The organism is Rhizobium lentis, assembly GCF_014200175.1.
Classification (GTDB): Bacteria; Pseudomonadota; Alphaproteobacteria; order Rhizobiales; family Rhizobiaceae; genus Rhizobium; species Rhizobium mulingense.
Window position 1 is genome coordinate 1 of sequence record NZ_JACHBD010000005.1, and the last position, 22,580, is coordinate 22,580.

Sequence of the window (22,580 nt, forward strand, 5' to 3'; positions counted from 1 at the left end):
AGCTTCTGGCTGGCTGATGCCTATGTTCTTAGCGGCCGCCGGCAGGATGCACACCAGTTGTTTGACCACTTGCTAAGTCTTCGTAACGATCTAGGTGTTTAGTCCCGGCATTTGATGGATGGGGTCGATGATGAATCGATCCGGCTCCAAAGTCCATCGTCTACAGATGAACTCGTAAGGCGTAAGGCCCTTTAACGTCTTGAGCCGGCGCCCGAAATTGTAGGCGTCGATAAAGTCGGCCAGATGTTTTTTCAACTGCGCATGATCGTCGTAGTGGAAGCGCTTGACGGTCGCCTCCTTGATCGTTCGGTTCATCCGTTCGACCTGTCCGTTGGTCCAGGGATGCTTCACCTTGGTCAGGCGATGCTCGATGCTGTGATCGTCGCAGACCCAATCGAAGATGTGCTGGAAGGCATTTCGATCACAAGCTCGGTTGGTGAACTGAATGCCATTGTCGGTCAAAACGGTGTGAATGGTGTAGGGCACTGCCGTGATCAGATTGCGCAAGAACTGGGCGGCATTCATCTTGCCGGCTTTGGTGTAGAGTTCTGCGAACGCGAACTTGGATGTTCGGTCAATTGCGACAAAGAGATAGAGCTTGCCCTCGGCCGTCTGCACCTCGGCAATATCGATGTGGAAGTAGCCGATCGGATAACTATTGAACTTCTTCTTCGGCTCCTTGTCGCCTCCGACCTCCGGCAGACGTGAAATGCCGTGGCGCTGCAAACACCTGTGCAACGACGAACGCGTCAGATGTGAAATGGTCGGCTGAAGAGCGTAGAGGCAATCATCGAGCGGCAGCAACGTGTGCCGGCGGAAGGCGACGATAACGGCCTCTTCTTCGAGGGAAAGGGTCGTCGAGTGCGGGTCCTTTGGGCCTGTAGGAAGGTCGACCAACGATGTCCGCTTCTTCCATTTCGCCACGGTTTTCTGGTTGATCCCGTATCGCTTCGAAAGCGTTCTCAGGCTCTCTTCACTATTTTGTATTGCTCGACGGATTGCCTCTGTCGTCGTGGCGCTCCCGTGTAAAACCTGGCCCATAGTGCTTCCCTCCATGCCAAGGAAAATATTGCACCATCAAATGCCGGGACTAAACATCTAGGCTTGCTCGCGGAGGAATTCGACCCAATCCGCCGGCGCCTGCTCGGCAATTTCCCTCAAGCCTTCTCGCACATTGGCCTGATCAACACCGCGCATAATCTCGTCAGCGCGGGAGGGCCAGCGCGGCAGCGCGCTGAAAAGACCGCCCCCAGCAGGCCGAACAAGGTCTCATCGCACGCATTGTAGCGGCGCCGATACTCTGGGAGCCAAGTTGGCAGCTTGCTTGAAAAGCGGCTTGTTGTGCATAGAAGAGGTTACCAGCGCCTGAAGGGACTTGGATCGCACGCTCGGATCAATGCCAAGCTGAAAGGTATGCCTGGACGCGGCGAGTGGCGTTGTTCCCGATGCGGAAGCGCGATCTGCGTTCGAGGCTGCGGCGAAGGAAGCTGGCATCCTTCGACAAACTTGAGCTCGCGGCCGCACGTCCTGAAGCATGGCCTTGTCCAATGACAGGTCCGCGACGATCCGCTTCAGCTTGGCATTCTCCTCTTCAAGCTGCCGCAGACGCTTCATCTCAGACGGCATCAGGCCGGCATATTTTTTGCGCCAGTTGTAGAACGTCGCGTCCGAAATTCCTGCCTTGCGGCACACCTCGCCGACCGGCGTGCCATCTTCTGCCTGCTTCAGCACGAACGCGATCTGCTTCCGAAAACTTCGAGGCCTTCATCGAATTATCCTCTTCTTCCCATCGGGGATCATAAGTGGAAAATTCCAGTTCCAAATGGCCTAAATTATTGGGGGCACGTCAAAACTCCGCCGGGACGGGGAGAGCAAAGGGTGATGGTTTTCTAAGAAAACAAACAGCCTGATTGCCTTATAATAGATCTATGACAACACAGGTTATTTTGGAAATTCATATCAGATCGACATTGATTTTCCTCTCGCTATTCCAAGCAAAAGCGGTTAATTTTCGAAGTGCGCGGTTTTTGACAAAAGTCCTCGCCTGAATAACAAAAAGTAAAACTGTCCGCTATTCTTTCGCACCGAAGACAAGGCCGCTCAGCGATCTGTTGCTATCACCCCAGGCATCCAATTCTCCTGTGCGTTGGGCGGCCGCATAATCTGGTCGTGCGTTATCGGCATGAAAGCCTGTGTACCGGTTTATTGATGGCGTTTACTTGGCTCTCGGCTGGACCTGCGTTGGCGTTCCGATTAACAGAGGATGTGGCGATGTCGGCTCCCAGACAGCACCTTTTAAAGAACAAGCTTTTGAACATTCTGCCTGAGCAGGACTTCATTCCGCTTACACCACATCTGGAGCTGGTAAACCTTCCGAAGGGCACGGTGATTGCCAGAAGAGACGAGAGGTTCGAGCACGTCTACTTCCTTGAGAGCGGCATTGCCTCTGTTGTTCCAGTCACTCCTGACGGTAACCAGGCGGAAGCGGGTATCTTTGGATTCGAAGGTTATGTGCCCACTTCAGCCGTCGCCGGTATCGACAGCAGCACGCACGACATCAGCATCCAATGGGACGGCGCAGCCTACCGGATGAGCTATGAAAACTTCCGGGTCGCGATGGAGGAGAATCGCAACCTCTGGAAAGTCATCATCCGCTCCATTGAGGCTTTTTTCAGTCCAACTTGCCTACACTGCAGTAAGCAACGCCGTTCATGACGTCAACGAGCGCTTGGCGCGATGGTTGCTGATGTGCGACGACCGCATACACGGCAATGCGCTGCCCGTTACCCATAAATTCCTGTCCATGATGCTTTCGGTGCGGCGCGCCAGCGTGACGACGGCATTACACGTGCTGGAAGGCAACGGCTTCATCCGATCCGAGCGTGGCATTGTCGTCATCAGGAACCGGGAGGCAATGGAAGAGTTCGCTCACGATGCTTACGGCATACCCGAGTCAGAGTACCGTCGACTGATGACCGGGCTCTTTTGAAGACGGAAGCTTAGCGGCGCCGACGAGACCGTCAATCTCTCGGCGCGCCCATCCGCGATTGAGCTTGCCATTCCGATCGACACGATCCACAGGCCGCCGCGTTCAAAAGGAGTGGCGGATATGTTCTATTCGTCCGATCCTAGATTGGCAGCCGAGCAGGACGAGTTGTCGATGCGGCGGTTCGTCGTCTTCCCGTTTGCAGCTGATGGTGCAGAGCGTGCAGGTGCCGATCGCCTACCGCGGGCCGCCACGATGACGCCAAGCTCGAAAAGTAGGTCGTGTTTATCTCGCGCAAATTTCGACGCCCCTTGACAGGGTGATTGTCTCGATGTCTGACTGGGATGAGTCACGCGGTTGTATCATCGCCTTCATCCCAGTTTGAGCTTTTCAATTTTGCACTGAAAGGCTCCAGTGCGCCGGACTACTTGGCGACATGCCAAACGCCGCCGACGCCATCGCCGGTCATATCGCCGGGCTTCTTGTCTCCGGCGAAGGTGTAAAGCGGCTTACCTTCGTAAGCCCACATCTCCTTGCCGTCGGCCGCCTTGACGAGCGACCATTCGCCTTCGGCCTTGGCCTTGGCGGCGGCGTGGAAGGCCGGCCATTTCTTCAAGCAGGCCTCGTCGCAGTTTGATTTGCCCATGGTGTCCTTGTCGAACGTATAGAGTGTCATACCTTTGGCGTTTGCCAGGATCTTACCCATCTTCGTATCGACCATTTTGGCTGGTTCCGCTGCAAAGGCCGAAAGGACGGTTGCAGCCAATAGGCCCATGGAGACGATCAGCGTTTTCATGATTACCTCCGGTTCGGGAGTGCCAGCGGAATGCTGGTAGCGTCCGATGTGAGCCAGAAACGCTCCGGCGAGGTGGCGGTTCCATGATTTGGGTGGCGGCGATACTCATTAGGATTGTCTTGTGACCGGCAGAGGTTCCGAGGTTTGAATTGCGAGCAAGCGCCTTGTCCGGGCATGGATGAAAGGACCTGACGCCGCCTTCCGACCGTTGTGACTTGCCCTACCAGTCAAAGCTGACGGTTGCACCGCTGCCGTTGTCCCGCACCACGTCTTTCCACGCCGGCAGGTCTCTCCAATTTAGGGATAGCTCATCTTTCTGAACGAGCGGGAATTCATCAGCTCCACGAGTGATTGCCGCCACTGTGGCCCTGCTGCGAGATCTCCATCATAATCCCGACGACCGACAGTTGCAGGAGCGCGTGGTGGCAGGTCACGCTCCTCGCGTCTTCAGACCGGCACCCTCTGCCCTCGGGGCGAACTGGTGCGGAACCTCCGCCCCAGCTCTGATCACTCCCGGAATCAACCGTCTTCTTTCGCGCGATAGGCGTCCGGAAGAATGAAAATCTCGTCCGCACGCCCGTATCCGCCGTCCTTCACTTCCTCAATGAGCACCATTGTGTGTGGCCGTGCCGCCTCGGAGAAATACTCCACCAGCATGTCGGTGGCGCGGTGCACGATTTCTTCCTTCTGGGAGCGGCTAAGCGCGCCCTCAGGTGTCTTTATGTTAACGAATGGCATAGGACTCTCCTTTCTTGTGGGTTCTGCTTCAGATCATGCCGCCATTGGCGCGTAACACCTGACCGTTCACCCAGCCGCCTTCCGGACCGGCAAGGAAGGAAACGACCGAGGCAATGTCATCAGGTTGGCCCAGGCGCGCCAGCGGAATGGTACCGACGATTTTCTGGACCAGTTCGTCGGGCTTGCCGGACATGAACAGTTCGGTCTCGACGGGACCGGGCGCCACCGCATTGACGGTAATGCCGCGCCGGCCGAGTTCCTTGGAGGCGACGTGCGTGATCGCCTCGACGGCCGCTTTGCTCGCCGCATAGACACCGTAAGTCGGCCCGTAAGCGCCGACGACGCTGGAAGAGAAATTGATGATGCGCCCACCATCGCGGAGCCGACGGGCAGCTTCGCGCACGGCGCGGAATGTCCCTGTGAGGTTGATGGCGATCTGCTCCTCGAAAGTCGCGTCGTCCATATCGGCAATCGGAGCCACCTTTAGAATGCCGGCATTGTTGACCAGGATGTCGGTCCCGCCGAAGCGCTCTTCGGCCGCGGTAAACAGATCACCAGCGGCGGCCGGACCGCTTATGTCAGCCTGCACCGCGAGAGCCTTCCCGCCGCCCAATTCAATATCTGCGACGACTGCATCAGCCGCCTGACGGCTGCTTGCGTAATTCACCACGACGGCGATGCCGTCTCGCGCCAACCGAAGCGCAATGGCTCGGCCGATGCCTTTGGATGCGCCGGTGACGATAGCGACGCGCTGCCCTTTGATGGTCATGGCACCTTTCTCCTACGTGACGGAATAGGAGATATTGCCGGCGCCGTGGAAGAACAATCTCCTGTCATTTGACAACAGAATTCGACCGTGGTGAATAAAGGTATGGATCGGCTTGATCGCATGAAGCTCTTTATCCGGATCGTTGAGCGGCGTAGCTTCGCCGCGGCGGCGTCCGACCTTGGGCTTGCCCGCTCCACGGCCACCGAGGCGATCAAGCAGCTGGAAGACAATCTCGGGGTTCGGCTTCTCGAGCGAACCACCCGGCATGTCGCGCCGACCCTGGACGGCGCGGCTTTCTACAGGCGATGTGTTGCGATCCTGGCGGAGGTGGACGAGGCGGAAAACGTCTTTCGTGACATGCAACCGCGCGGCCTGCTGCGCGTCGACGCCCATCCCTTGCTGACACGCACATTCCTGTTGCCGCGGCTCCATGAATTCCTCGATCGTTATCCTCTGCTGGACCTACAGATCGGGCAGGGCGACCGGTTGGTGGATCTCGTCAGGGAGGGTATCGACTGCGTCATCCGCGCCGGAGAGATTGCTGATAGCGGCCTGATCATGCGCCGCCTCGGTATGATCGCAGAAATCACCTGTGCCAGCCCGGCCTATATAGCGAGGCACGGAGTGCCACGCTCACCCGACGCGATGGAGGGGCATCGCGCCGTTGGTTTCATATCGTCCCGCACCGGGCAGATCATGCCGCTCGAGTTCACGGTCGGCAACGCTGTCCGCTTCGTATCCTTGCCGTGTCGGCTAACGGTCAACAACTCGGACACGATGTCCGATCTCGCCCGCCTCGGCTTCGGCCTCATTCAGGCACCGCGTTACCGCCTGCAGCGGGATCTGGACGAGGGGACGCTGGTCGAGGTCCTTGCCGACTTTCTTCCCCCGCCGACACCGCTTACCGCGCTCTACCCGCAGAATCGCCAGCTTTCGCCGCGTGTGCGGGTCTTTCTCGACTGGATCGTCGAATTGTTCTCCGAAGCAGCCTTGTGACGGTTCGCGGGGTTCGTGACTATTGCCCGTCGATACCGTACGCGGGTTTCAATAATACCTCCTACGCCACTGACACTGAAATAGCGGGTCAACGGTTCTGGCGAGAGCTTCCCAGGCGAGCGCCCGGCTTGTTGCTATGGGGTTCACGTTTTGGCCAGGAAGATCGCATAATGGATCGACTGGAATTGTTCCGGGCGTCGGCAGGGCCCGGCTATGCTGCTCTGTCGATTTCCCGGATCAGCTCGAGTTCGCTACGAAGTGCTATTTCCTCTGTCTTGAGGTCGAAGCTGGCTTGCATGTTCATCCAAAACTCCGGCGTCGTGCGGAAGTACTTTGCGAGGCGCAGTGCGGTATACGTCGGAATCGGTGTTTGCTCCGCCGCAATACGTTCGATGCGCCGATAGGGAATGCGCTTATCGAAAGTGAAGTGTTACACAGGGGTGATCTGTGAGGATCGCTGACCGTGGCCTATGGATACCGTTGTGACTCAAGCCAGTTGTAGAGGACTAACTGCGTGTCGCGATAGCTACCGCTGCGCCTCCCATGCAAAAGGCAGCACTCCGGTTCATCATAGACATCGCCCTTGGCGATGTAAGTGCCATTCGCGCCCGGGCGCCGGCGAGTGCGAAGGGATATTGGGCAACTGCCAGGATCACGGCCGTCATGGCAAGCAGCAGGATGATATCCGTGCTCGATAGCCCATTCACGTCCACGACTGTCGGCAGAATGGATACGTAGAACAATACCGATTTTGGATTGCCCAGGGTCACCAGAATGCCGGAGGCGAACACGCCGCCTGCGGTGGAGGATCTATGCTGCGGCAGCAGCGAGTTGGGAGCGTTCCAGAATCGATAGGCGAGCCAGCATAGGTAGACGACGCCAGTCCATTTGATGACGATTAGCAGTGTGGTGAAGGTCGCTGCGATATAGGCCAGCCCCGCCAACGCCGACGAAAGATAGATCACGTCGCCGACCACCATCCCGGCAGTCATCCATGCTGCCCTGCGGTATCCCGAGTGGAGCGCCTGCGCTATAATGGCAACGATCTGCGGACCTGGTATGATCGCGGCGATGGCGAGCGCGCCAGAATAGGCCAGAAAGCCAGAAAGCGTCATCAAAAGCTCCAAGAAACTTTGTTTGCTCAATATTCACATTCCCAGGCGAAAGCCAATGCCGTTTCGGAACCTATTCGCCAATTCTGGATTTCACTGCTGCCCGTGTGCCGGCCCAAGCGCGGCAATTGATCTGGCCCGCGGTAATAGCACCGAGATACTCCCCGCGCGTTAGTGCTATGCCGATCGGCCGCGTCAATCTGTATCACCGGCTCAAGGCGGCAGCGTGGATCTCGCTCTGCTTTTGATAGAGGTGGCTCGGGCAGCACATTAATCTGGCGAAAGGTTGCAGATGTGCGTTGATTGCAAAGCCTTCGCACGCCACCACAGACAATCTTACCAATGACGAGGGCAGCGCGTGCAAGGAAAACGATGGGGTGCGCATTGTTGCGCAGCTCATCAATGCTCCCACGAAGCACGCTGCTCTGAGGTGGTTTCCATCTTTGCACTGCGCCTGTAGCAGAACTCGACGCGTTCAATTTCGCCGATAGGATCGGCGCCGCCGCCGATTGGGAGAAGCATGACTCCTCCTCTTGATAAGCCGAACCCTTATCGCACGTTTGCATGCCAACTGATATATGAGCTACCTATCATGATGATGGATAAATCTCGTGAAGGAAGCGATGATTATGGCCGCTGATGCCGCGCCTGGATCGATGTGGCCAATCACCCGGTCCCCCAGCCGCGATGCCCGCCCCTTTGCCGCCGTCATGTCCCGGGTCGCCTCGCAGCCCTGGAGCGCTGCCTGCTCCGCCAGACCGAAGCATTGCTGAAGGGAGGCTCCCGATGCCAAGGCATCGAGCGCCGCATCGGCCGCGGGCTTCCAGGCATCGACCATGGTCTTTTGGCCGGGTTCGGCCTTGCCGCGCTCTTGAATGCCCGCAGCCATCGCAGCGAAAGCGCGCACGAATTCCTCGTCGCCGAGGTCCGGCCTGTCCTTGACCGCGGCTCCGGCACGCATGAAGGCCGTTGCATAGAGCGGGCCCGATGATGCGCCGACCGCGTTCAGGAATGCCTTTGCAGCCGCATTGAAGGCGGCCGTCGGCGCCGCCTGCCCGGGATCGAGCGCAGCGACCGCCTTGGCCGCGGCCTCACAGCCGGCGTCCATGGCAAGGCCGTGATCACCGTCGCCGATCGCGCCGTCCAGCTCGCAGAGATGGTCGCGATGCGCCGCGATATCTTCGGCGATCAGGTCAAAGAGACGCTGCAGATCTTTGGAGGTGATCGCCATCGATCACCTCCTGAACATGGCGCAATCGCAGGGATGGTCGATCAGCCGCCGGAGTTCGTCGTCGAGATGCATGAGCGTGACCGAGGCGCCGGCCATTTCGAGCGAGGTGCAGTAATTGCCGACGAGCGAAGTATGGATGACGAGGCCGGCCTCGTCGCACCGCGCCTTCACCCGCCGCATCATTATGTAGAGCTCCATCATCGGCGTCGAGCCCAGCGAATTGACGAGCACGGCGACACGATCACCCCGCTCGGCTTTCATCTCCTGGAGAAGATTGTCCATCAGTTCGTCGGTCACCGCATCGGCCGTCTTCAGCGGCCCGCGCGCCACGCCGGGCTCGCCGTGGATGCCCATGCCGATCTCCATCTCCTCCTCGCCGATCTGGAAGTTCGGTTTCAAGGTTTGGGGCAGCGAGCAGGGCGAGAGCGCCACGCCCATCGTATAGGTGCGCGCATTGGCATGGCGGGCGGCGCGCTCGGCCTCGTCGAAGGAATAGAGAAGATCGCAGGCAGCGCCGACGGCCTTGAAGATGAAGACATTGCCCGCCACGCCGCGCCGCCTGTCCTTCTGATCGGCTGGGGCGGACGCGACATCGTCGGTGGTGAGCACGGTGCGCACCGCGATGTCGTCGAGTGCCAGCATTTCCGCGGCCATATCGAAGTTCATGACGTCGCCGGCATAATTGCCGTAAATGAAGAGCACGCCGACGCCGCCGTCGACGGCCATGGCGCAGGCCATGATCGGATCGGGCGGCGGCGAAGCGAAGACGTTGCCGATCGCGGCGGCATCGGCGAGCCCCTTGCCGACATAGCCGAGGAATGTCGGCTCGTGCCCGGAGCCGCCGCCGATCACCAGCCCGACCTTGCCCTTGCGCGGCCCGTTTCTGGCAATGATGGCGCGCGGCATGCTGTCCACGGCATAGAGGTGCTCGGGATGGGCCGCGAGAACCCCTTGCAGCATTTCATCGACGGCATCCGCGCCTGAATTGATAAGCTTCTTCGTCTTCATGCCGATCCTCCCAGGACTTCTCCGCCTGAATAGATGCGGCTGGCGTGCGGGACGTCAATCCGCCAGCGGCAAGACAACCGTTGCGAACGGCGCGAGCTGCACCTCTCTCTCCAATGCGCTGCCGCCGACCCATCGCTCTTTGCCTGTGAGATTGACCATGTAGAGCTTGGCGCCAGCGGCATCCCGCGCCACGAAAGACAGCACTTCGGAGGGCGAAGACGACATGCATTCCTGCCAGGAGGCGCCTGCCAGTGCCGACAAGGTCCGCACCGTGTTGAAGAGCGGCCGCCGCCCGCCTCGTTCGACCGGTTCATCTGGACCGGCGATCAATCCGAAAGGACCGGTCAGCGCCGAAAGCGTCAGGCATTCGAGACCGGCATCCAGCACGCGGATCGCATAGCCGAGCGCGAAGGCCTCCGCGAAACGGCCGTTGTGGCGAGGGTCGCGGTTGGACATCGGAATGCGTCCACCGGCGGTATTGTCCATCGTGCGGCTGCCATAGGGATTTTGCCGCATCGGGATCGTGGACGGGCCGATGCGATACGGCTTGTCGCCGTAGATCGCGCGGACGGAGCGCGTGATGAAGGGCAGCGCTTCCAATGTCTGCATGACGCTGAGATCGTCGGCCGCATGCACGATCGGATTGGTGCAATGGCTGACGAAATCGATCTCGCCCGCCGGCACACGTTTGCGATTGAGCTCGGTGAAATAGCTGAGCATGCCGCCGCCGATGCGGATACCGGGGAAGGCGGCGCGGGCCGCGGCATAGACCTCTTCGAGCGGAGGGCAGTCCGGCCATTGGCGGCCGGGCGGCGTCGATTGCCGGTCGACGGAAGGCGAGATCAGGATCGCATCCGGACGAAGGCCTGCGATCTGCATCTGCCGGGCGATCTCGGCTGCCTCGACTGCCGGCGACGATTTGCAGGGAAGCGCGATCTCCAGCGTCGAGCGGCCGTCATGGAGAGCGGCGATCGCGGCAAAGTTTTTCAGCCCCTCAAGGCCGTGCCCGGCGACTGGATCGAAATGGAAGAGCAGTTCCCGGGGCGCGATCTCCGATAGGAGGGACCCGGCCGCCAGGGTCTCATCGGCCTCCTCGGGCGTCACGATCACGCCGATATCCGGCATGGTGCCGGTCCCTACGCCGATTTCGAGCCTTATGACTCCGTTCTGCGCCGGGTCTGAAGGCGCAACGGAGCGGCTGATATCCCTGATGAGGAGCGACGTCTTCTGCCGGGCGGGCTGATTGGCCGGGATTTGATAAGGCCAGGGCAAAGCGAGCGGCCTGACATAGGTCTTGTACGAGGCATCGGACCAGTTACGCTGATCCTCCATCTCGAAAATGTCGCCCTCCATCCGGCATTCCGCGGTAACGCCTGGCATGACCTGATGGGTGATGGCGCGCATGTCCTTGAAGGGCTGCCAGGGCTCGATGAGATCAGGAAAACGCGTGGCCGCGATCTGTCCGTCGACATGCTCGACCGCCGCCGGCGAACCGGCAACGTCGACGATCGGATGCAGGATGCAGAAGCCGCAGCGGTTGGTCTCGAAGCCGGTCCCGCTCTGGGCTTCGGCCTCGAAATCGAGCCTGTCCTGATTGCCGCTGATGCGGACGTCGATCACGAGCGTCGTCTCATCGGGCCCCTGGCAGCGAGCCCGATAAGTCACCTCGAACCGATCCTCGCCCTGCTCGATCCTGAGGTCGGTGATGTCAGGACTGTAGGTGCCCCAATCCCGGTCGCGGACGAGATAGGAAATCGCCCGCAGCACTTCGGTTCCGTCGTAACGGATCGAGCGAAGGTTGCCGTCGGCGAGATCAGCCGTCAGCTTTCCCGCCGTCAGACGGACCGGCGATTTTTCTCCAGCGCGGGTGCCGTAGAGCTGGAACGCATCGGTCGTCATCGCAGCATCGCCCTGACATCGATCGTCTGGCCGCGCGCGGCGCTGTCATAAGCGGCCTCGACGAGGGCGAAGGTCTTCAGATTGTCGGCGCCCGAGGTCGAATGCTCGGCGCCGCGCCTGAGCTGGTCGACCCAATGCTGCTCAATCGCATAGACGCTTTCCTGGATATTGTGCCAGGGCCGCGAGGCCCAGGACAGCAGTTTCGGCGAGACATCCATGACGGTCGTGCCCCTGCCGTTGGTGATCTCCAGGCCGTAACCCTGGCTGAGGCGGATCGTGCCTTCGGAGCCGTCGAGCTCGATCAGTGTCTCGGGGAAGGGCTCTTTCGGAAGCTTCGTGGCATAGCTGACGTCAACGACCGAGGTCGCGCCGTTCTCATGATCGAGCAGGATGGTCGCCACATCCTCACCCTTGATCTCGGGATTAACCCGCTTCGTGCGGGCCGTCAGCGAGCTCACGTCGCCGAGGAGATAGCGGGCGATATCGAGCGTATGGATGCCGAGATCCTCGATGATGAAGCGCTCGCCTTCGGCGAGATAAGGCTGGCCGGAAAAGACGTCATAGCCCGAGCGGAAGGAGAAGCGGCCCCAGAAGGGCGTACCGATGGCGCCGGCATCGAGCGCCTTGCGCACCGCCTGGATCGGCGTCTGCCAGCGGAAATTCTCGTGCACCATCAGCGCCACGCCGGCGGCCCGGCAGGCCTCGACCATCGCCTTGGCATCGGCCAGCGTCTTGGCGAAGGGCTTCTGGCAGATGGCGGGGATCTTATTCCTCGCAGCCATTTCCACCAGCGCACGGTGGCTTTGAACTGTCGTGGCGATATCGAAGAAATCGAAGCCGCCGTCGGCAAACATCGCTTCGGCATCGCTGTAGCGCCGCTCGATGCCGAACTGGTCGCCGACGAGTTTCAGCCGCTCGGGATCGCGATCGCAGATGGCGACGATCTCGGCACCGTCGACATCGTTCCAGGCATGCATCTGGTTGATCGCAAAGAAGCCGCAGCCGATCAACGCGCCTTTCAATCCGGTCATGTCAACCTGCCTTTGCCATCTGCATGAGGGTGACGCGCTGCTGCAGGCGGCGCTGTGCCTGGTCGACGACCACGGCGATGATGATGACGAGGCCCTTGATGACCATCTGCCAGAAGGAGGAAACGCCCATCATGACGAGACCGTCGGAGAGGATGCCGATGACGAAGGCGCCGATGATCGTGCCGCCGATCGTTCCGCGCCCGCCCGACATCGAGGTGCCGCCGAGCACGGCCGCGGCGATCGCGTTGAGCTCGAAGCTTTCGCCGGTCGCCGGATGGGCGGCCATCAGCTCCGAGGAGATGACGACGCCGACGATGGCCGCGCAAAGGCCGGAGAACATGTAGACGAAGATTTTTACGAGATCGACGCGGATGCCGGACATGCGCGCCGCCCGCTCATTGCCGCCGACGGCGAAGATGTGGCGGCCGATCGGCGTCGAGCGGGCGACATAGGCGGCCGCGAGCGCCAGCACGATCAGGATCCAGATCGACACCGGCAGGCCAAGAATGCGGCCCGCGCCGAAGAAGTCGAAGCCGGTCGTGGCGTATTCCGGCCGGCCGACAAGGTTCGGAAAGGTCTGGCCATCAGAAGACAGCAGCGCCAGGCCACGGGCGACATAGAGCGTGCCGAGCGTGGCGATGAACGGCGCGACGTTGAGCTTGGTGATCAACAGACCGTTGATGAGACCAATGACAAGGCCGATCGACAGCGTGATCAGCACGATCTCGAAGAGGTTGAAATAGATGGTGTAGCCGATCGGCAGTTCGATCCCGTAGAGGATCAGGCCGCCGGCCACCATGCCGCACAGGCCGACGATCGAACCGACGGAGAGGTCGATACCGCCGGTGATGATGACGAAGGTCATGCCCATCGCCAGGAACGCATTCAGCGCCACATGCTTCGACATCAGGATCATGTTCGCCGTCGAGGTGAAGTTCGGCGCGAAGATCGCAAAGAAGATGATGACGGCGAAAAGCGCGATGAAGGTCCTGAGCTTCATCAGCGTCAGAAGCGCGGAGCCGTTGGCGCCTTTCGGCGCAAGAGTGGTAGACGTAGCCGCCATCATGACGCGAGTTTCCCTTGATGTCCGTGTCCCTTGGCCGAAGCCGCGATGATCGCTTCTTCCGTCGCCTCGTCCCGGTCGAAGACAGTAACCAACTGGCCGTTGCTCAAGACCGCGATGCGATCGGATAGCGCCATGACCTCTTCGAGGTCGGAGGTCGAAAACAGAATGGCGAGCCCGTTTGCCGCCAGCCGCCGCATGGTGCGGAAGACGTCCGCCTTGGCGCCGACATCGATACCGCGGCTCGGCTCGTCCATCAGCAACACCTTCGGATTGGTCATCAGGGCCTTACCGATGACGACCTTCTGCTGGTTGCCGCCGGACATCGAAGTGACCTCGAAATCCGGGTTCGGCGCCTTGATCGAGAGATCGCGGATCGCCTCCCGAATGGCGCTTTTCTCCGCGCCGCTGTCGATATGGAAAAGCCGGGTGAAACGCGAAAGGCTTGCGAGCGTCAGATTGGAGGCGATGGAAAGCACCTGCACCAATCCTTCGCGCTGCCGATCTTCCGGGATGAGCGCAAGGCCGCGGCGGATGCGCCGCGTGGTGTCGCGTGCTCGCACTTCCTTGCCGTCGATGAAAATCTTGCCGCTCGAATGCATATGACGCCCGATCACGCATTCGAAGAATTCGCTGCGCCCGGCGCCCATCAGGCCGTAAATGCCGAGAATTTCGCCTGCCTTGACCGACAAGGAGACATCGTTGACAGCAAGCCCGCCGGTCGGTCTGGGAAGGCTGATATTTTCGGCGCGGAACATCTCGCTGCCGATAGAATGGGTAACGGATTTCGCAAAATCCTTGGCATCCGAGCCGATCATCGAGCGCACGATCCAGCGTGTATCGATGTCGCGCACCATGGCATGACCGGTGATCTGGCCGTCGCGCAGCACCGTGATGTAGTCGCCGATGCGCATCAGCTCTTCCAGCCGGTGCGAGATATAGACGATGGCCACGCCCTGCGCCTTCAGCTCGGCGATCACCTTGAACAGGATCTCGACTTCGGCCGCCGACAGCGCGGAGGTCGGCTCGTCCATGATCAGGATGCGGGCATTGAGCGACATCGCCTTGGCGATCTCGACGAGTTGCTGCTGGCCGATCGGCAGATCCTCGACCATAGTGTCGGCCTCGATGCCGGCATCGAGACGCCGCAGAAATTCATTGGCTTTCTCGACCTGCGCCCGGTGATCAATGCCGAGCAGGCCGCGAGTGATCTCGCGCCGGGCAAAAATGTTTTCGGCAACCGACATGTTGGCGAAGAGATTGAGTTCCTGGAAGATCATGCCGATCCCATTGGCCTGCGCGTCGGCCGGACTGTCGAAGGAGACAGGCTTGCCGTCGAGGATGATGCGGCCGAGCGTCGGGCGCTCGACGCCGGCGATGATCTTCATCAGCGTCGATTTGCCGGCGCCGTTTTCGCCGACGAGCACGTTCACCGCGCCGCGGCGCAGCTCCAGATTGGCGCGCTTGACGGCAACGATGCCCGAATAGACCTTCGACACGTCATCGAGGCGCAGGATGATATCGTCCTCTTGTGCCTCTGCCACCGTCATGAGCCCACCTTCAGTTCAGAAGGGGTCACGAGCGGAAGCTCGCCGCTTTTCGGCAGCGGAAAGGCGCCGATCACTGTCACCGTCTTACCGGCGAGGCCGTCGCGCGGAACGGCGGAGAGAAAAGCGGTATTGGCCTTCTCGTTGAACGCCTTGCCGAACTGCGCCCATTCGATCTGGTTTTTGAATTCGTTGAAATTGACGAACTCCAGCGTGTCGCGCAGTGCGGTGCCGCGCAGGGCCGGTCCGATCTGCACCTTCGCATCGGCCTTGCCGTCGCCATCGGCGTCGACATCAAGCGTTGCCGCGCGAGAGGCCGTGTCGGCCGCAACGACCTTGCCGGTGATCTTCACCGCATAGGTCCAGGGCGAACTGCTCTGCTTGCGCGGATTGCCGTATTTCTCGCCGGCAGCATCCGGATTGGAAGTGGCAAGTAGCATGACGTCCTTCAGCTCGCCGGCGCGCTTTTCGAAATAGGGCACCACCTCAGGCTGCCAGATCGCCTCGACCTTGGCATTCGGGTCAAAAGCGGTCTTGGCCGCGGCCGCCGCCTTCTCCTCCGCGGTCGGCGTCTTGATGATCTTGCAACCGGGCAAGGCCGCCGCCACGACGGCGGCAAGCAGGGCGCCCTTCATTTTCAACATGCGGGTGAACCTCGACGTCTTGCAAAATGCATTGCGGAGGGCGCAACGCTGCACCCTCCGCAATTGGTGCTGATCAATTCGTCAGGGCGAAGGTCTCGAGCTTGCCGGAATTGTCGGCGTTAATGAGAACGCAATCCATCAACTGCTTCTCTTCCTTTGGCATCGTCTTGTTCTTGATGTAGGCGTCGGCCTGTTCCACCGCCAACTGGGCCTGCGCGTAAGCCGGCTGCAGCACGGTAGCCTTGATGCCGCCCGACTTGATCGAGTCGCGCACATCGTTGGAGCCGTCGAAGCCGACGACGATCACGTCCTTGCGGCCTGCGGCCTGAAGGGCTGCGATCGCGCCCATGGCCATGGTGTCATTGCCTGAGATGACGCCCTTGATATCGGGATTTGCCTGGAGGATGGTTTCCATCTTCGAATAGGCTTCCGTCTGGCTCCAGTTGGCCGACTGCTTGGCGACCGACTTCAGCTCCGGATAATCGTCGATGACGTCGTGATAACCCTGCGAGCGGATGCCGGCATTAGTGTCGGACTCTTTGCCCACCAGCTCGACGTAATTGCCCTTCTCGCCCATCAGCTTGACGAATTCCTGCGCCCCGAGCTGGGCGCCCTGATAGTTGTTCGAAACGATCTGGGCGACGGCAACGCCGGTTGCATTGATTTCGCGGTCGATCAGGAAGGAGGGGATGCCGGCATCCTTGGCCTTCTTGACGGCGGCGACGGAGGCGTCCGCGCCGGCATTGTCGAGGATGATCGCCTTGGCGCCGCGCCCGATCGCCGTATCGATCATTTCCGACTGCTTGTTGGCGTCGTCGTCATGGGTCATGACGAGGGTCTCGTAGCCGAGTTCCTTTGCCTTGGCCTCGGCGCCGACGGCTTCGGCCTTGAAGAAGGGATTGTCATGCGCCGGCGTGATGATGGCGATGAGATCGGCCGCAAAGGCCGGCATTGCCGTGCCGAGCGCCAATGCGCTGGCAAAGGCTGCGAGTGTCAGTCTGCGCGTCAGTTTCATTCTTTCCTCCCTGTGGTGAATGACGCCCCGTTCTCCTCGGAGCGGTGCCCCGTCTCCCGGGGCGGTATAGGGGGAGGGCTTTGCCTCCCCAAGCTGGTTCAGGTGATGCGCCGGATGCTTTCGGCGATCTCCTGCGGTTCGAAGACTTTCTTCCAGTCATCGCGCATCAGCGCCGGAATGCCGAACTCGATCGCCTTGTTGCAGGCATCCGAGAACACGCCGTCGACCTCCTTGAAGATGACCGCGCCGAGCACGTTCATATGGCCGAGCAGAAAGTCGCGGGCGGCCTGTTCCGGCACGCCTCGCGCCACGCATTCGTCCATTGCCTGGCGCATGACGACGAGCAGAGAGGCGCAGACGGTCTCGGACAGGCCGGGTTCGAGCATGGCGAGCTGGTCGACGGTGACCCGGTGCGAACGCATGACCGGCGCCCAGATGATCTTGGCGATTTCCTCGCCGAGTGCGTAGGCGCTGTCCGGCCCCTGCATCAGCGCCGAGACGATATGCTGCTTGGCAAAGAGACCGCCGAAATGATCCTTCTTGGCCTGCATATCCGTCTCGTCATTGAAGATCGGTGGATGGCAGGGATGGGTGACGAAATAGGTGAGGTCGTCACGCTTCGGCAGATGGCCGGCGAAGGGAGCGGCAGCATCGAGCGCCACCACCATGGTGCCGGGCGCAAGCTTGTCGACGATGCCGGCCGCGACCTTGCCGATCGCCGTATCCGGCACGGCGAGGATGACGACGTCGGCGCCGTCGAGAGCGGCATCGACCGGCACGCAATCAAGGCCGAGATCGTTCTTCAGCCGCGCCTTGCCGGCATCGCTCACCTCGACATGGCGCACATCGAAGCGCGACCCTTTGAGATTTTTGGCAAGCCGGTATCCCATTTTGCCGCCGGCGCCAAAGAGAGCAATGTTGGTCATGTTTTCCTCACCTTGTCAGTTTTGAATAGATTAACTGGTATGATGTGTCAATCACCATACCATCAATTAGGCGCTCAAGCTCCATGTTTTTCCGCATCGAGCCTGTCGATCGCCTGCACGTTGCCGGCCGACGGGCCTTCAGGATCGAATTCGGAGGCGAGCCAGACGTCCACGATCGATTTCGCCAGTTCCGGACCGATGACGCGCGCGCCCATGGTGATGATCTGGGCGTTGTTGGATTTCGCCGCCCGTTCGGCCGAATAGGTATCGTGGGTGAGGGCGGCGCGGATGCCCGGCACCTTGTTGGCGGAGATGCACACGCCGATGCCGGTGCCGCAGAACAGGATGCCGCGCTCATGCTCGCCATCGACGATCGTCTGAGCTAGGCGCTGGGCGAGATCGGCATAAAAGCCGGTCTGGCTGAGATCATGAACTTCGAGGCCCGCCTTGCCGGCGAGATGGGCGGCAATGACATCCAGGAGCGGTTTGCCGGCGCTGTCGGCGCCAATTGCGATCTTCATGGCAGTTTCCTTTCACTCGCCGTCTGGCGTGAAGATGAGCGGTCGATCGCTGCGCTGACGCGGCCGAGAATGTCGAGATAGCCTTCGAGGGACCAAGCGGAGCGGCCGATGAACAGGCCGTCGATATCGGGCTCGCAGATCAGTTCCTCGCAATTGCCGGCGTTGACGCTGCCGCCATAGAGGACCGGCACCTGGCGGCCGAGAATTGATTTCGCCACCTCGGCGATCTTGCCGTGCCGCTCCGAGGCGTAACCAGCCGTCGCCGGAATGCCGTTGACGCCGATCGCCCAGACCGGCTCATAGGCAAGCAGGATCGGAGCCTCGCCGGCCTCGGTGTCGACGCCCCTCAGGGCGGCCTCGACCTGCCGCCGCAGCACGGCGTCGGCCCGCCCCTCCTGGCGCTCCTGCAGGGTCTCGCCGATGCAGATCAGCGGCGTCAGGCCGTGGCGGATGGCGGCGGCAACCTTGAGGCCGACGGTTTCGTCGGTTTCGCCGAAATGTTCGCGCCGTTCTGAGTGGCCGAGCTCGACGAGATCGAGGCGGCAATCCTTGAGCATCAGCGGCGAGATTTCGCCGGTCCACGCGCCGGCATCCTCCCAATGCATGTTCTGGGCGCCGACCTTCACCGAGGTCTCGGCCAGCACACGCTTGACCTCGCGCACCGCAGTGAAGGAGGGAATGACGAAACGCTGCACGGGGGCATCGCGGCCGCCGTCAGTATCGGCGAGGCGGCGCGCGAAGGCGAGCGCTTCCTCAAGCGTCTTGTTCATCTTGAAGCTGGTGCCAACCCAGACGACCATCTTAATTCTTCCTTCCGTCACGGATCTGCGCGAAATAGCCGTCGGTGCCGACCTGGCCGCCCTTGAGCGCGATCTGCAGGCCGTTGGTCGCGGCATAGTCGCCATGGGCGAGGCAGAGCGGGGAGCCCGGTGTCTGGGGAAGCGGCAACAGCGTCGTCAGCGCGTCGATCTTCAATTGCCGGAGCGCATGGCTCGACGTGTCGCCGCCGGCAACGACGGCGCGAGACAGCTCTTCCGCTTCGATAAGGCGGCGCAGTATCGTGCCAAGGGTACTGCCGAGCCGGTGACGGGCGCCTGGCAGCCGGTCGATATCGGCGCCGCGGTCCGCGGATGGGCCGAGCGCCGTATAGAGGATGACGCTCCTGCCTTCTTTCAGTTTCCGGACACCCGCCTGCACGGCCGCCTCCACGGCGGCTTCGCCATTGGAAATCAGCGCCAGCGGATCGAGCGCAATGCTGTCGAAACCGTTCTCGGCAGCCGTGCGGATCTGCCGCTCGGTCGTCGGCGAGACGCTGCCGGAGACGACGGCGAGGCGATCGACCGGGCCGATATCGGCAAATTCGGCGCCGGTCTCGCCGATCATGCCGGCCTGCCGCCAGGTGCTGAGCAGGGCATATTCGACCCCCGACGAACCGGCGACGAAACCTCCCGAGCGGCCGGTGACCCGCAGCATCTGCCGGCCGGCGGCCGACTGCGTTGCCTCGGAGTCGACATCGAGGAGCAGGATTCCTTTGCCATTCGATGTCAGTGCGTCGATCCGTTGGTCGGCGTCCGCCGCGGTGATCGCGACGAGATCGGCGAGCAGAACGGGGAGGGAGGTCTGCTTCGACAGGTGGAGCGCAAGATCCGCCTCGCCCATCGGCGTGACCGGGTGGCGGCTCATCACCGGATGGCGGTCGATGCGGTAGACGTGGCCCTGATAGCCGGCGAAGAGATTGCCGAACGCCGTATAGCGCTTCAATTGCGGCGCGCCGACGATAACCGGCACGATGGATTGCCCGAAACGCCTGCGGCCGATTTCAATCGCCTTGCCGATATTGCCGATCCCGGGGCTGGAATCGAAGGTCGAGCAGACCTTGTAGTGGCAGATCGAAGCACCGAGCGAATTCAGCCAGTCGAAGGCCGGCGCAAGGTGTTCCTCCATCCATGCGGGCGTTTCGCTGCGGCTCGTTCCCGCCAGGCCGATCGCGCGGCAGTGTTTGAAGCGGGCGAGCAATTCCGGCGTGGGAAGGTCGAGGAAGAGCACGGTCTCGACACCGTTCGAGGCAAGCGCCTCCATGACGTCGGTCGAACCGGTAAAATCATCGCCGTAATAGCTGACGAGACGTCCGTTCATATCGGTCACGCGCCCTTGCCGTCGCTGAATTTTGCAATCGAGGCGGCCAATTCAGGATGATCCTTGGCGTAGACCTCGAGCGGAATGTCGGCGACCGCCGCCTGCCAGGCCTGCTGCACGGCGCGAACACCGGCGGCCGGACCGCCGGGATGGCTGACGATGCCGCCGCCGCAGAGATAGAGGAGATCGACGGTACGGCCGGTGCGCTGATAGGTCTCCGGCGCCTGCCCGCCCCATTGGCCGGAGCCGGCGACGGGAAGCGGTCGATCGGCGTCGTCGAAGAGCGGCGCGCTGACGGCCTTGAAGGAAGAGACGAAGCTGTCGTCCGGCTCCCAATATTTTACCCTGATGCCGTTGATCTGGAACTGGTCGACGCCCAAGAGCCGCCAGAACTGCTGGTAGACCTTGAAGTCCATCCCGGCGCCCGGATCGCGCGTCAGCACGTCCCAGCCGTTTCGATGCGCGTGCAGCACCAGGCTCGAGCGCTTGCGCAGAAAGCTCATGCCGCCGAAGCCGATCGAGTTGATATTGACGACGGCGCAGTTGCCGCCGGCTGCAGCGACGATGTCGTGGTTACGCATCATCTCGTCGGGGTCGGCATGCGAGATGCCGAAGGCATACATGACCTTCTTGCCGGTCTTCTGCTGATGATCGAGAATGCGCGGCATGATCGCCGCGACGCGGTCCTTGAGCGGCGAATAGGCCGGGCTCATCAGTTTCTCGTCGTCCTTGATGAAGTCGACGCCCGATGCGATCAGCTCACCGACGAGTTCCGCCGTCTCGTGCGGCCTCAGCCCGAGCGCCGGCTTGACGATCGTGCCGATGATCGGCCGGCCTTCGACGCCGGTAAGGCGGCGGCTGCCCGGAATACCGAACTGCGGTCCGGGATGGGCGTTTCGGAAGGCGTCCGGCAGCTTCATGTCGACGATGCGGATGCCGGTCATGCCCTTGATCGAATAGACGCCGCCGATCGCGATCGTCATCAAGGCGGAGAGATCGGTGCCGATCGCCTCAAGCGGAAAGCCGATGTCGACGTCGGCGCGGTGGAGCAGCGTGCCGTGAGCCGCCTCCGGCCAGGTCGGGTGACGCCCATCCTCGAGCGGGCGGATCGCCAGCACCCGGGCGGCGACGCGCGCCTTCAGCTCCTCGGTCTCGCCCGAAACCGGCACGAAGGTCCCGGTCGACTGGTCGCTGGCGATCTTCTCCGCCATTGCCTCGACGCTGCCGGGCGTTTCGATGCGGTAGGTCAGGGTAATCATCATGAACCGACAGCTGCTCCTCGTAGCTTTAGTATATTGTCATGGCGTCAACTTGTGATGTGGTATAATGAGTATTCCAACCATTGCAAAGCGGAATTTTCGGACGCGCAAATTTTCGGCCGCAAGCTTTGTCCTTGGTTCGGAAAACTGTTAGGAGGAGACATTTTGAGCCAGCGAGATCTCATGACCCAGCCCCTCGAACAGATCGTCCGCCGGAAACTCTCCGACGAAGTGTTTGATCGACTTGAGCGATTGATCACCTCAGGCGAGCTTCAGCCCGGCGACGAAATGCCCTCCGAGCGGGTGCTGATGGAGCGCTTCGGCGTCGGCCGCCCGGCGATCCGCGAGGCCATGCAGTCGCTCGCCAACAAGGGTCTCGTCAGCATTTCGCACGGCGAACGGGCGAAGGTCTTGCGGCTCACGGCAAAATCGATCTTCCGCCAGGTCGACCTCACCGCCAAGATCATGCTGTCGCAATCGGCGGATTCGCTCGAACATCTGAAGAGCGCCCGCATATTCTTCGAGCGCGGCATGGCCCGCGAGGCCGCGCAGCGGGCTTCGGCAAATGATATAAAAGACCTCAGGGCAATCATCGAGCGCCAGCGCGCCTCGCTCGGACGGGCCGAAGAGTTCATCGACGCCGATATGGAGTTCCACACCCGTATCGCCCAGATCTCAGGCAATCCGATCTACATTGCCGTCAGCGAAGCCATGCTTGCCTGGCTGAAGGAATATCACACCGAGATGCTGATCTGGACCGGCAAGGAAAAGTTCACGCTCGCCGAACACGATGAGATCGTTGATCGGCTCGAAGCTAATGACGTCGACGGCGCCGAAACGGCAATCCTGAAACATCTCGAGCGGTCGCGCGCGCTCTATGCCAAATAGAACGCGAAAACAAAA

At 61.1% G+C, this 22,580-nt stretch carries 22 protein-coding genes and 4 pseudogenes; 5 read left to right on the forward strand and 21 right to left on the reverse strand.

Annotated elements, in window-relative coordinates:
* Positions 1-90 precede the first annotated feature (90 nt).
* The gene (locus tag GGI60_RS13030; protein ID WP_183916330.1) at positions 91-1,041 is read right to left on the reverse strand and encodes an IS481 family transposase; all 951 of its coding nucleotides are present in this window, start codon (positions 1,039-1,041) and stop codon (positions 91-93) included.
* A 57-nt stretch (positions 1,042-1,098) separates the two neighbouring features.
* Here GGI60_RS13030 and GGI60_RS31990 point away from each other — a divergent pair.
* Both GGI60_RS31990 and GGI60_RS13035 read left to right on the forward strand, forming a co-directional pair.
* A pseudogene (locus GGI60_RS31990) lies at positions 1,099-1,287 on the forward strand (glycoside hydrolase family 15 protein); the annotation flags it as partial.
* Positions 1,288-1,408: 121 nt separating this feature from the next.
* Positions 1,409-1,510: pseudogene (locus GGI60_RS13035) on the forward strand (DUF982 domain-containing protein); the annotation flags it as partial.
* 11 nt (positions 1,511-1,521) lie between these two features.
* On the opposite strand, the pseudogene GGI60_RS13040 reads toward GGI60_RS13035, so the two are convergent.
* A pseudogene (locus tag GGI60_RS13040) lies at positions 1,522-1,768 on the reverse strand (transposase); the annotation flags it as partial.
* 503 nt (positions 1,769-2,271) lie between these two features.
* Between GGI60_RS13040 and GGI60_RS13045 the strand changes: the two are divergent.
* Positions 2,272-2,989 (forward strand): annotated as a pseudogene (locus tag GGI60_RS13045) (Crp/Fnr family transcriptional regulator).
* Positions 2,990-3,410: 421 nt separating this feature from the next.
* Here GGI60_RS13045 and GGI60_RS13050 read toward each other — a convergent pair.
* The 3 genes from GGI60_RS13050 to GGI60_RS13060 form a co-directional block, all read right to left on the reverse strand.
* Positions 3,411-3,782: a hypothetical protein gene (locus GGI60_RS13050; RefSeq protein ID WP_183916332.1), complete on the reverse strand. Its 372-nt coding sequence runs from the start codon at positions 3,780-3,782 to the stop codon at positions 3,411-3,413.
* 519 nt (positions 3,783-4,301) lie between these two features.
* A complete protein-coding gene (locus tag GGI60_RS13055; RefSeq protein ID WP_183916334.1) occupies positions 4,302-4,520 on the reverse strand; it encodes a 4-oxalocrotonate tautomerase family protein in 219 nt (72 codons plus the stop codon).
* A gap of 28 nt (positions 4,521-4,548) precedes the next feature.
* Positions 4,549-5,289, reverse strand: coding sequence for an SDR family oxidoreductase (locus GGI60_RS13060; RefSeq protein WP_183916336.1), 741 nt, complete (start codon positions 5,287-5,289; stop codon positions 4,549-4,551).
* A 102-nt stretch (positions 5,290-5,391) separates the two neighbouring features.
* Here GGI60_RS13060 and GGI60_RS13065 point away from each other — a divergent pair, with 102 nt between their 5' ends.
* A complete protein-coding gene (locus tag GGI60_RS13065; RefSeq protein ID WP_183916339.1) occupies positions 5,392-6,285 on the forward strand; it encodes a LysR family transcriptional regulator in 894 nt (297 codons plus the stop codon).
* A gap of 211 nt (positions 6,286-6,496) precedes the next feature.
* On the opposite strand, the gene GGI60_RS13070 is transcribed toward GGI60_RS13065, so the two are convergent.
* The 16 genes from GGI60_RS13070 to oiaX form a co-directional block, all read right to left on the reverse strand.
* Positions 6,497-6,694 (reverse strand): HigA family addiction module antitoxin, encoded by a 198-nt coding sequence (locus GGI60_RS13070; RefSeq protein ID WP_183917007.1) that lies wholly within the window; start codon positions 6,692-6,694, stop codon positions 6,497-6,499.
* A 97-nt stretch (positions 6,695-6,791) separates the two neighbouring features.
* The gene (locus GGI60_RS13075; RefSeq protein ID WP_183916340.1) at positions 6,792-7,400 is read right to left on the reverse strand and encodes a LysE family translocator; all 609 of its coding nucleotides are present in this window, start codon (positions 7,398-7,400) and stop codon (positions 6,792-6,794) included.
* Positions 7,401-7,796: 396 nt separating this feature from the next.
* Complete coding sequence (locus tag GGI60_RS32475; RefSeq protein WP_275621083.1) at positions 7,797-7,919, reverse strand: hypothetical protein; 123 nt, start codon at positions 7,917-7,919, stop codon at positions 7,797-7,799.
* Between the two features lie 61 nt (positions 7,920-7,980).
* A complete protein-coding gene (gene dhaL, locus GGI60_RS13080) occupies positions 7,981-8,628 on the reverse strand; it encodes a dihydroxyacetone kinase subunit DhaL (RefSeq protein ID WP_183916342.1) in 648 nt (215 codons plus the stop codon).
* Between the two features lie 3 nt (positions 8,629-8,631).
* Entirely contained in the window at positions 8,632-9,636 is a 1,005-nt protein-coding gene (locus GGI60_RS13085) for a dihydroxyacetone kinase subunit DhaK (RefSeq protein WP_183916344.1), read from the reverse strand.
* 54 nt (positions 9,637-9,690) lie between these two features.
* On the reverse strand, positions 9,691-11,535 hold the full coding sequence (locus GGI60_RS13090; RefSeq protein WP_183916346.1) for a hypothetical protein: 1,845 nt from the start codon (positions 11,533-11,535) through the stop codon (positions 9,691-9,693).
* Entirely contained in the window at positions 11,532-12,566 is a 1,035-nt protein-coding gene (locus GGI60_RS13095; protein WP_183916348.1) for a Gfo/Idh/MocA family protein, read from the reverse strand. Before GGI60_RS13095 ends, GGI60_RS13090 begins: the two co-directional genes overlap by 4 nt.
* Before the next feature lies 1 nt (position 12,567).
* A complete protein-coding gene (locus GGI60_RS13100) occupies positions 12,568-13,632 on the reverse strand; it encodes an ABC transporter permease (RefSeq protein WP_049731474.1) in 1,065 nt (354 codons plus the stop codon).
* Positions 13,629-15,179 carry a sugar ABC transporter ATP-binding protein gene (locus GGI60_RS13105; RefSeq protein WP_183916350.1) on the reverse strand — a complete coding sequence of 517 codons (1,551 nt, stop codon included), beginning with the start codon at positions 15,177-15,179 and terminating at the stop codon, positions 13,629-13,631. Before GGI60_RS13105 ends, GGI60_RS13100 begins: the two co-directional genes overlap by 4 nt.
* Positions 15,176-15,820 carry a DUF2291 family protein gene (locus GGI60_RS13110; RefSeq protein ID WP_183916352.1) on the reverse strand — a complete coding sequence of 215 codons (645 nt, stop codon included), beginning with the start codon at positions 15,818-15,820 and terminating at the stop codon, positions 15,176-15,178. The genes GGI60_RS13105 and GGI60_RS13110 overlap by 4 nt, the downstream gene beginning before the upstream one ends.
* Positions 15,821-15,893: 73 nt before the next feature.
* Positions 15,894-16,835, reverse strand: coding sequence for a D-ribose ABC transporter substrate-binding protein (locus GGI60_RS13115; RefSeq protein WP_183916354.1), 942 nt, complete (start codon positions 16,833-16,835; stop codon positions 15,894-15,896).
* A gap of 98 nt (positions 16,836-16,933) precedes the next feature.
* Positions 16,934-17,761: a phosphogluconate dehydrogenase C-terminal domain-containing protein gene (locus GGI60_RS13120; RefSeq protein WP_183916356.1), complete on the reverse strand. Its 828-nt coding sequence runs from the start codon at positions 17,759-17,761 to the stop codon at positions 16,934-16,936.
* Between the two features lie 74 nt (positions 17,762-17,835).
* Positions 17,836-18,282 carry an RpiB/LacA/LacB family sugar-phosphate isomerase gene (locus GGI60_RS13125; RefSeq protein WP_183916358.1) on the reverse strand — a complete coding sequence of 149 codons (447 nt, stop codon included), beginning with the start codon at positions 18,280-18,282 and terminating at the stop codon, positions 17,836-17,838.
* On the reverse strand, positions 18,279-19,082 hold the full coding sequence (locus GGI60_RS13130) for a triose-phosphate isomerase (protein WP_183916360.1): 804 nt from the start codon (positions 19,080-19,082) through the stop codon (positions 18,279-18,281). Before GGI60_RS13130 ends, GGI60_RS13125 begins: the two co-directional genes overlap by 4 nt.
* Position 19,083: 1 nt before the next feature.
* Positions 19,084-20,418, reverse strand: coding sequence for a four-carbon acid sugar kinase family protein (locus GGI60_RS13135; RefSeq protein WP_183917009.1), 1,335 nt, complete (start codon positions 20,416-20,418; stop codon positions 19,084-19,086).
* 5 nt (positions 20,419-20,423) lie between these two features.
* Positions 20,424-21,680 (reverse strand): 3-oxo-isoapionate-4-phosphate decarboxylase OiaX, encoded by a 1,257-nt coding sequence (gene oiaX / locus GGI60_RS13140; protein ID WP_183916362.1) that lies wholly within the window; start codon positions 21,678-21,680, stop codon positions 20,424-20,426.
* Between the two features lie 180 nt (positions 21,681-21,860).
* Here oiaX and GGI60_RS13145 point away from each other — a divergent pair, with 180 nt between their 5' ends.
* Complete coding sequence (locus GGI60_RS13145; RefSeq protein WP_183916364.1) at positions 21,861-22,565, forward strand: transcriptional regulator NanR; 705 nt, start codon at positions 21,861-21,863, stop codon at positions 22,563-22,565.
* Positions 22,566-22,580 lie beyond the last annotated feature (15 nt).

Excerpts from the sequence above, each read along its gene's own strand:
- GGI60_RS13030 (WP_183916330.1), bottom strand. The coding sequence starts at position 1,041 with ATGGGCCAGGTTTTACACGGGAGCGCCACGACGACAGAGGCAATCCGT.
- GGI60_RS13050 (WP_183916332.1), bottom strand. The coding sequence starts at position 3,782 with ATGAAAACGCTGATCGTCTCCATGGGCCTATTGGCTGCAACCGTCCTT.
- GGI60_RS13055 (WP_183916334.1), bottom strand. The coding sequence starts at position 4,520 with ATGCCATTCGTTAACATAAAGACACCTGAGGGCGCGCTTAGCCGCTCC.
- GGI60_RS13060 (WP_183916336.1), bottom strand. The coding sequence starts at position 5,289 with ATGACCATCAAAGGGCAGCGCGTCGCTATCGTCACCGGCGCATCCAAA.
- GGI60_RS13065 (WP_183916339.1), top strand. The coding sequence starts at position 5,392 with ATGGATCGGCTTGATCGCATGAAGCTCTTTATCCGGATCGTTGAGCGG.
- GGI60_RS13075 (WP_183916340.1), bottom strand. The coding sequence starts at position 7,400 with ATGACGCTTTCTGGCTTTCTGGCCTATTCTGGCGCGCTCGCCATCGCC.
- GGI60_RS32475 (WP_275621083.1), bottom strand. The coding sequence starts at position 7,919 with ATGCTTCTCCCAATCGGCGGCGGCGCCGATCCTATCGGCGAAATTGAA.
- dhaL (WP_183916342.1), bottom strand. The coding sequence starts at position 8,628 with ATGGCGATCACCTCCAAAGATCTGCAGCGTCTCTTTGACCTGATCGCC.
- GGI60_RS13085 (WP_183916344.1), bottom strand. The coding sequence starts at position 9,636 with ATGAAGACGAAGAAGCTTATCAATTCAGGCGCGGATGCCGTCGATGAA.
- GGI60_RS13090 (WP_183916346.1), bottom strand. The coding sequence starts at position 11,535 with ATGACGACCGATGCGTTCCAGCTCTACGGCACCCGCGCTGGAGAAAAA.
- GGI60_RS13095 (WP_183916348.1), bottom strand. The coding sequence starts at position 12,566 with ATGACCGGATTGAAAGGCGCGTTGATCGGCTGCGGCTTCTTTGCGATC.
- GGI60_RS13100 (WP_049731474.1), bottom strand. The coding sequence starts at position 13,632 with ATGATGGCGGCTACGTCTACCACTCTTGCGCCGAAAGGCGCCAACGGC.
- GGI60_RS13105 (WP_183916350.1), bottom strand. The coding sequence starts at position 15,179 with ATGACGGTGGCAGAGGCACAAGAGGACGATATCATCCTGCGCCTCGAT.
- GGI60_RS13110 (WP_183916352.1), bottom strand. The coding sequence starts at position 15,820 with ATGTTGAAAATGAAGGGCGCCCTGCTTGCCGCCGTCGTGGCGGCGGCC.
- GGI60_RS13115 (WP_183916354.1), bottom strand. The coding sequence starts at position 16,835 with ATGAAACTGACGCGCAGACTGACACTCGCAGCCTTTGCCAGCGCATTG.
- GGI60_RS13120 (WP_183916356.1), bottom strand. The coding sequence starts at position 17,761 with ATGACCAACATTGCTCTCTTTGGCGCCGGCGGCAAAATGGGATACCGG.
- GGI60_RS13125 (WP_183916358.1), bottom strand. The coding sequence starts at position 18,282 with ATGAAGATCGCAATTGGCGCCGACAGCGCCGGCAAACCGCTCCTGGAT.
- GGI60_RS13130 (WP_183916360.1), bottom strand. The coding sequence starts at position 19,082 with ATGGTCGTCTGGGTTGGCACCAGCTTCAAGATGAACAAGACGCTTGAG.
- GGI60_RS13135 (WP_183917009.1), bottom strand. The coding sequence starts at position 20,418 with ATGAACGGACGTCTCGTCAGCTATTACGGCGATGATTTTACCGGTTCG.
- oiaX (WP_183916362.1), bottom strand. The coding sequence starts at position 21,680 with ATGATGATTACCCTGACCTACCGCATCGAAACGCCCGGCAGCGTCGAG.
- GGI60_RS13145 (WP_183916364.1), top strand. The coding sequence starts at position 21,861 with ATGACCCAGCCCCTCGAACAGATCGTCCGCCGGAAACTCTCCGACGAA.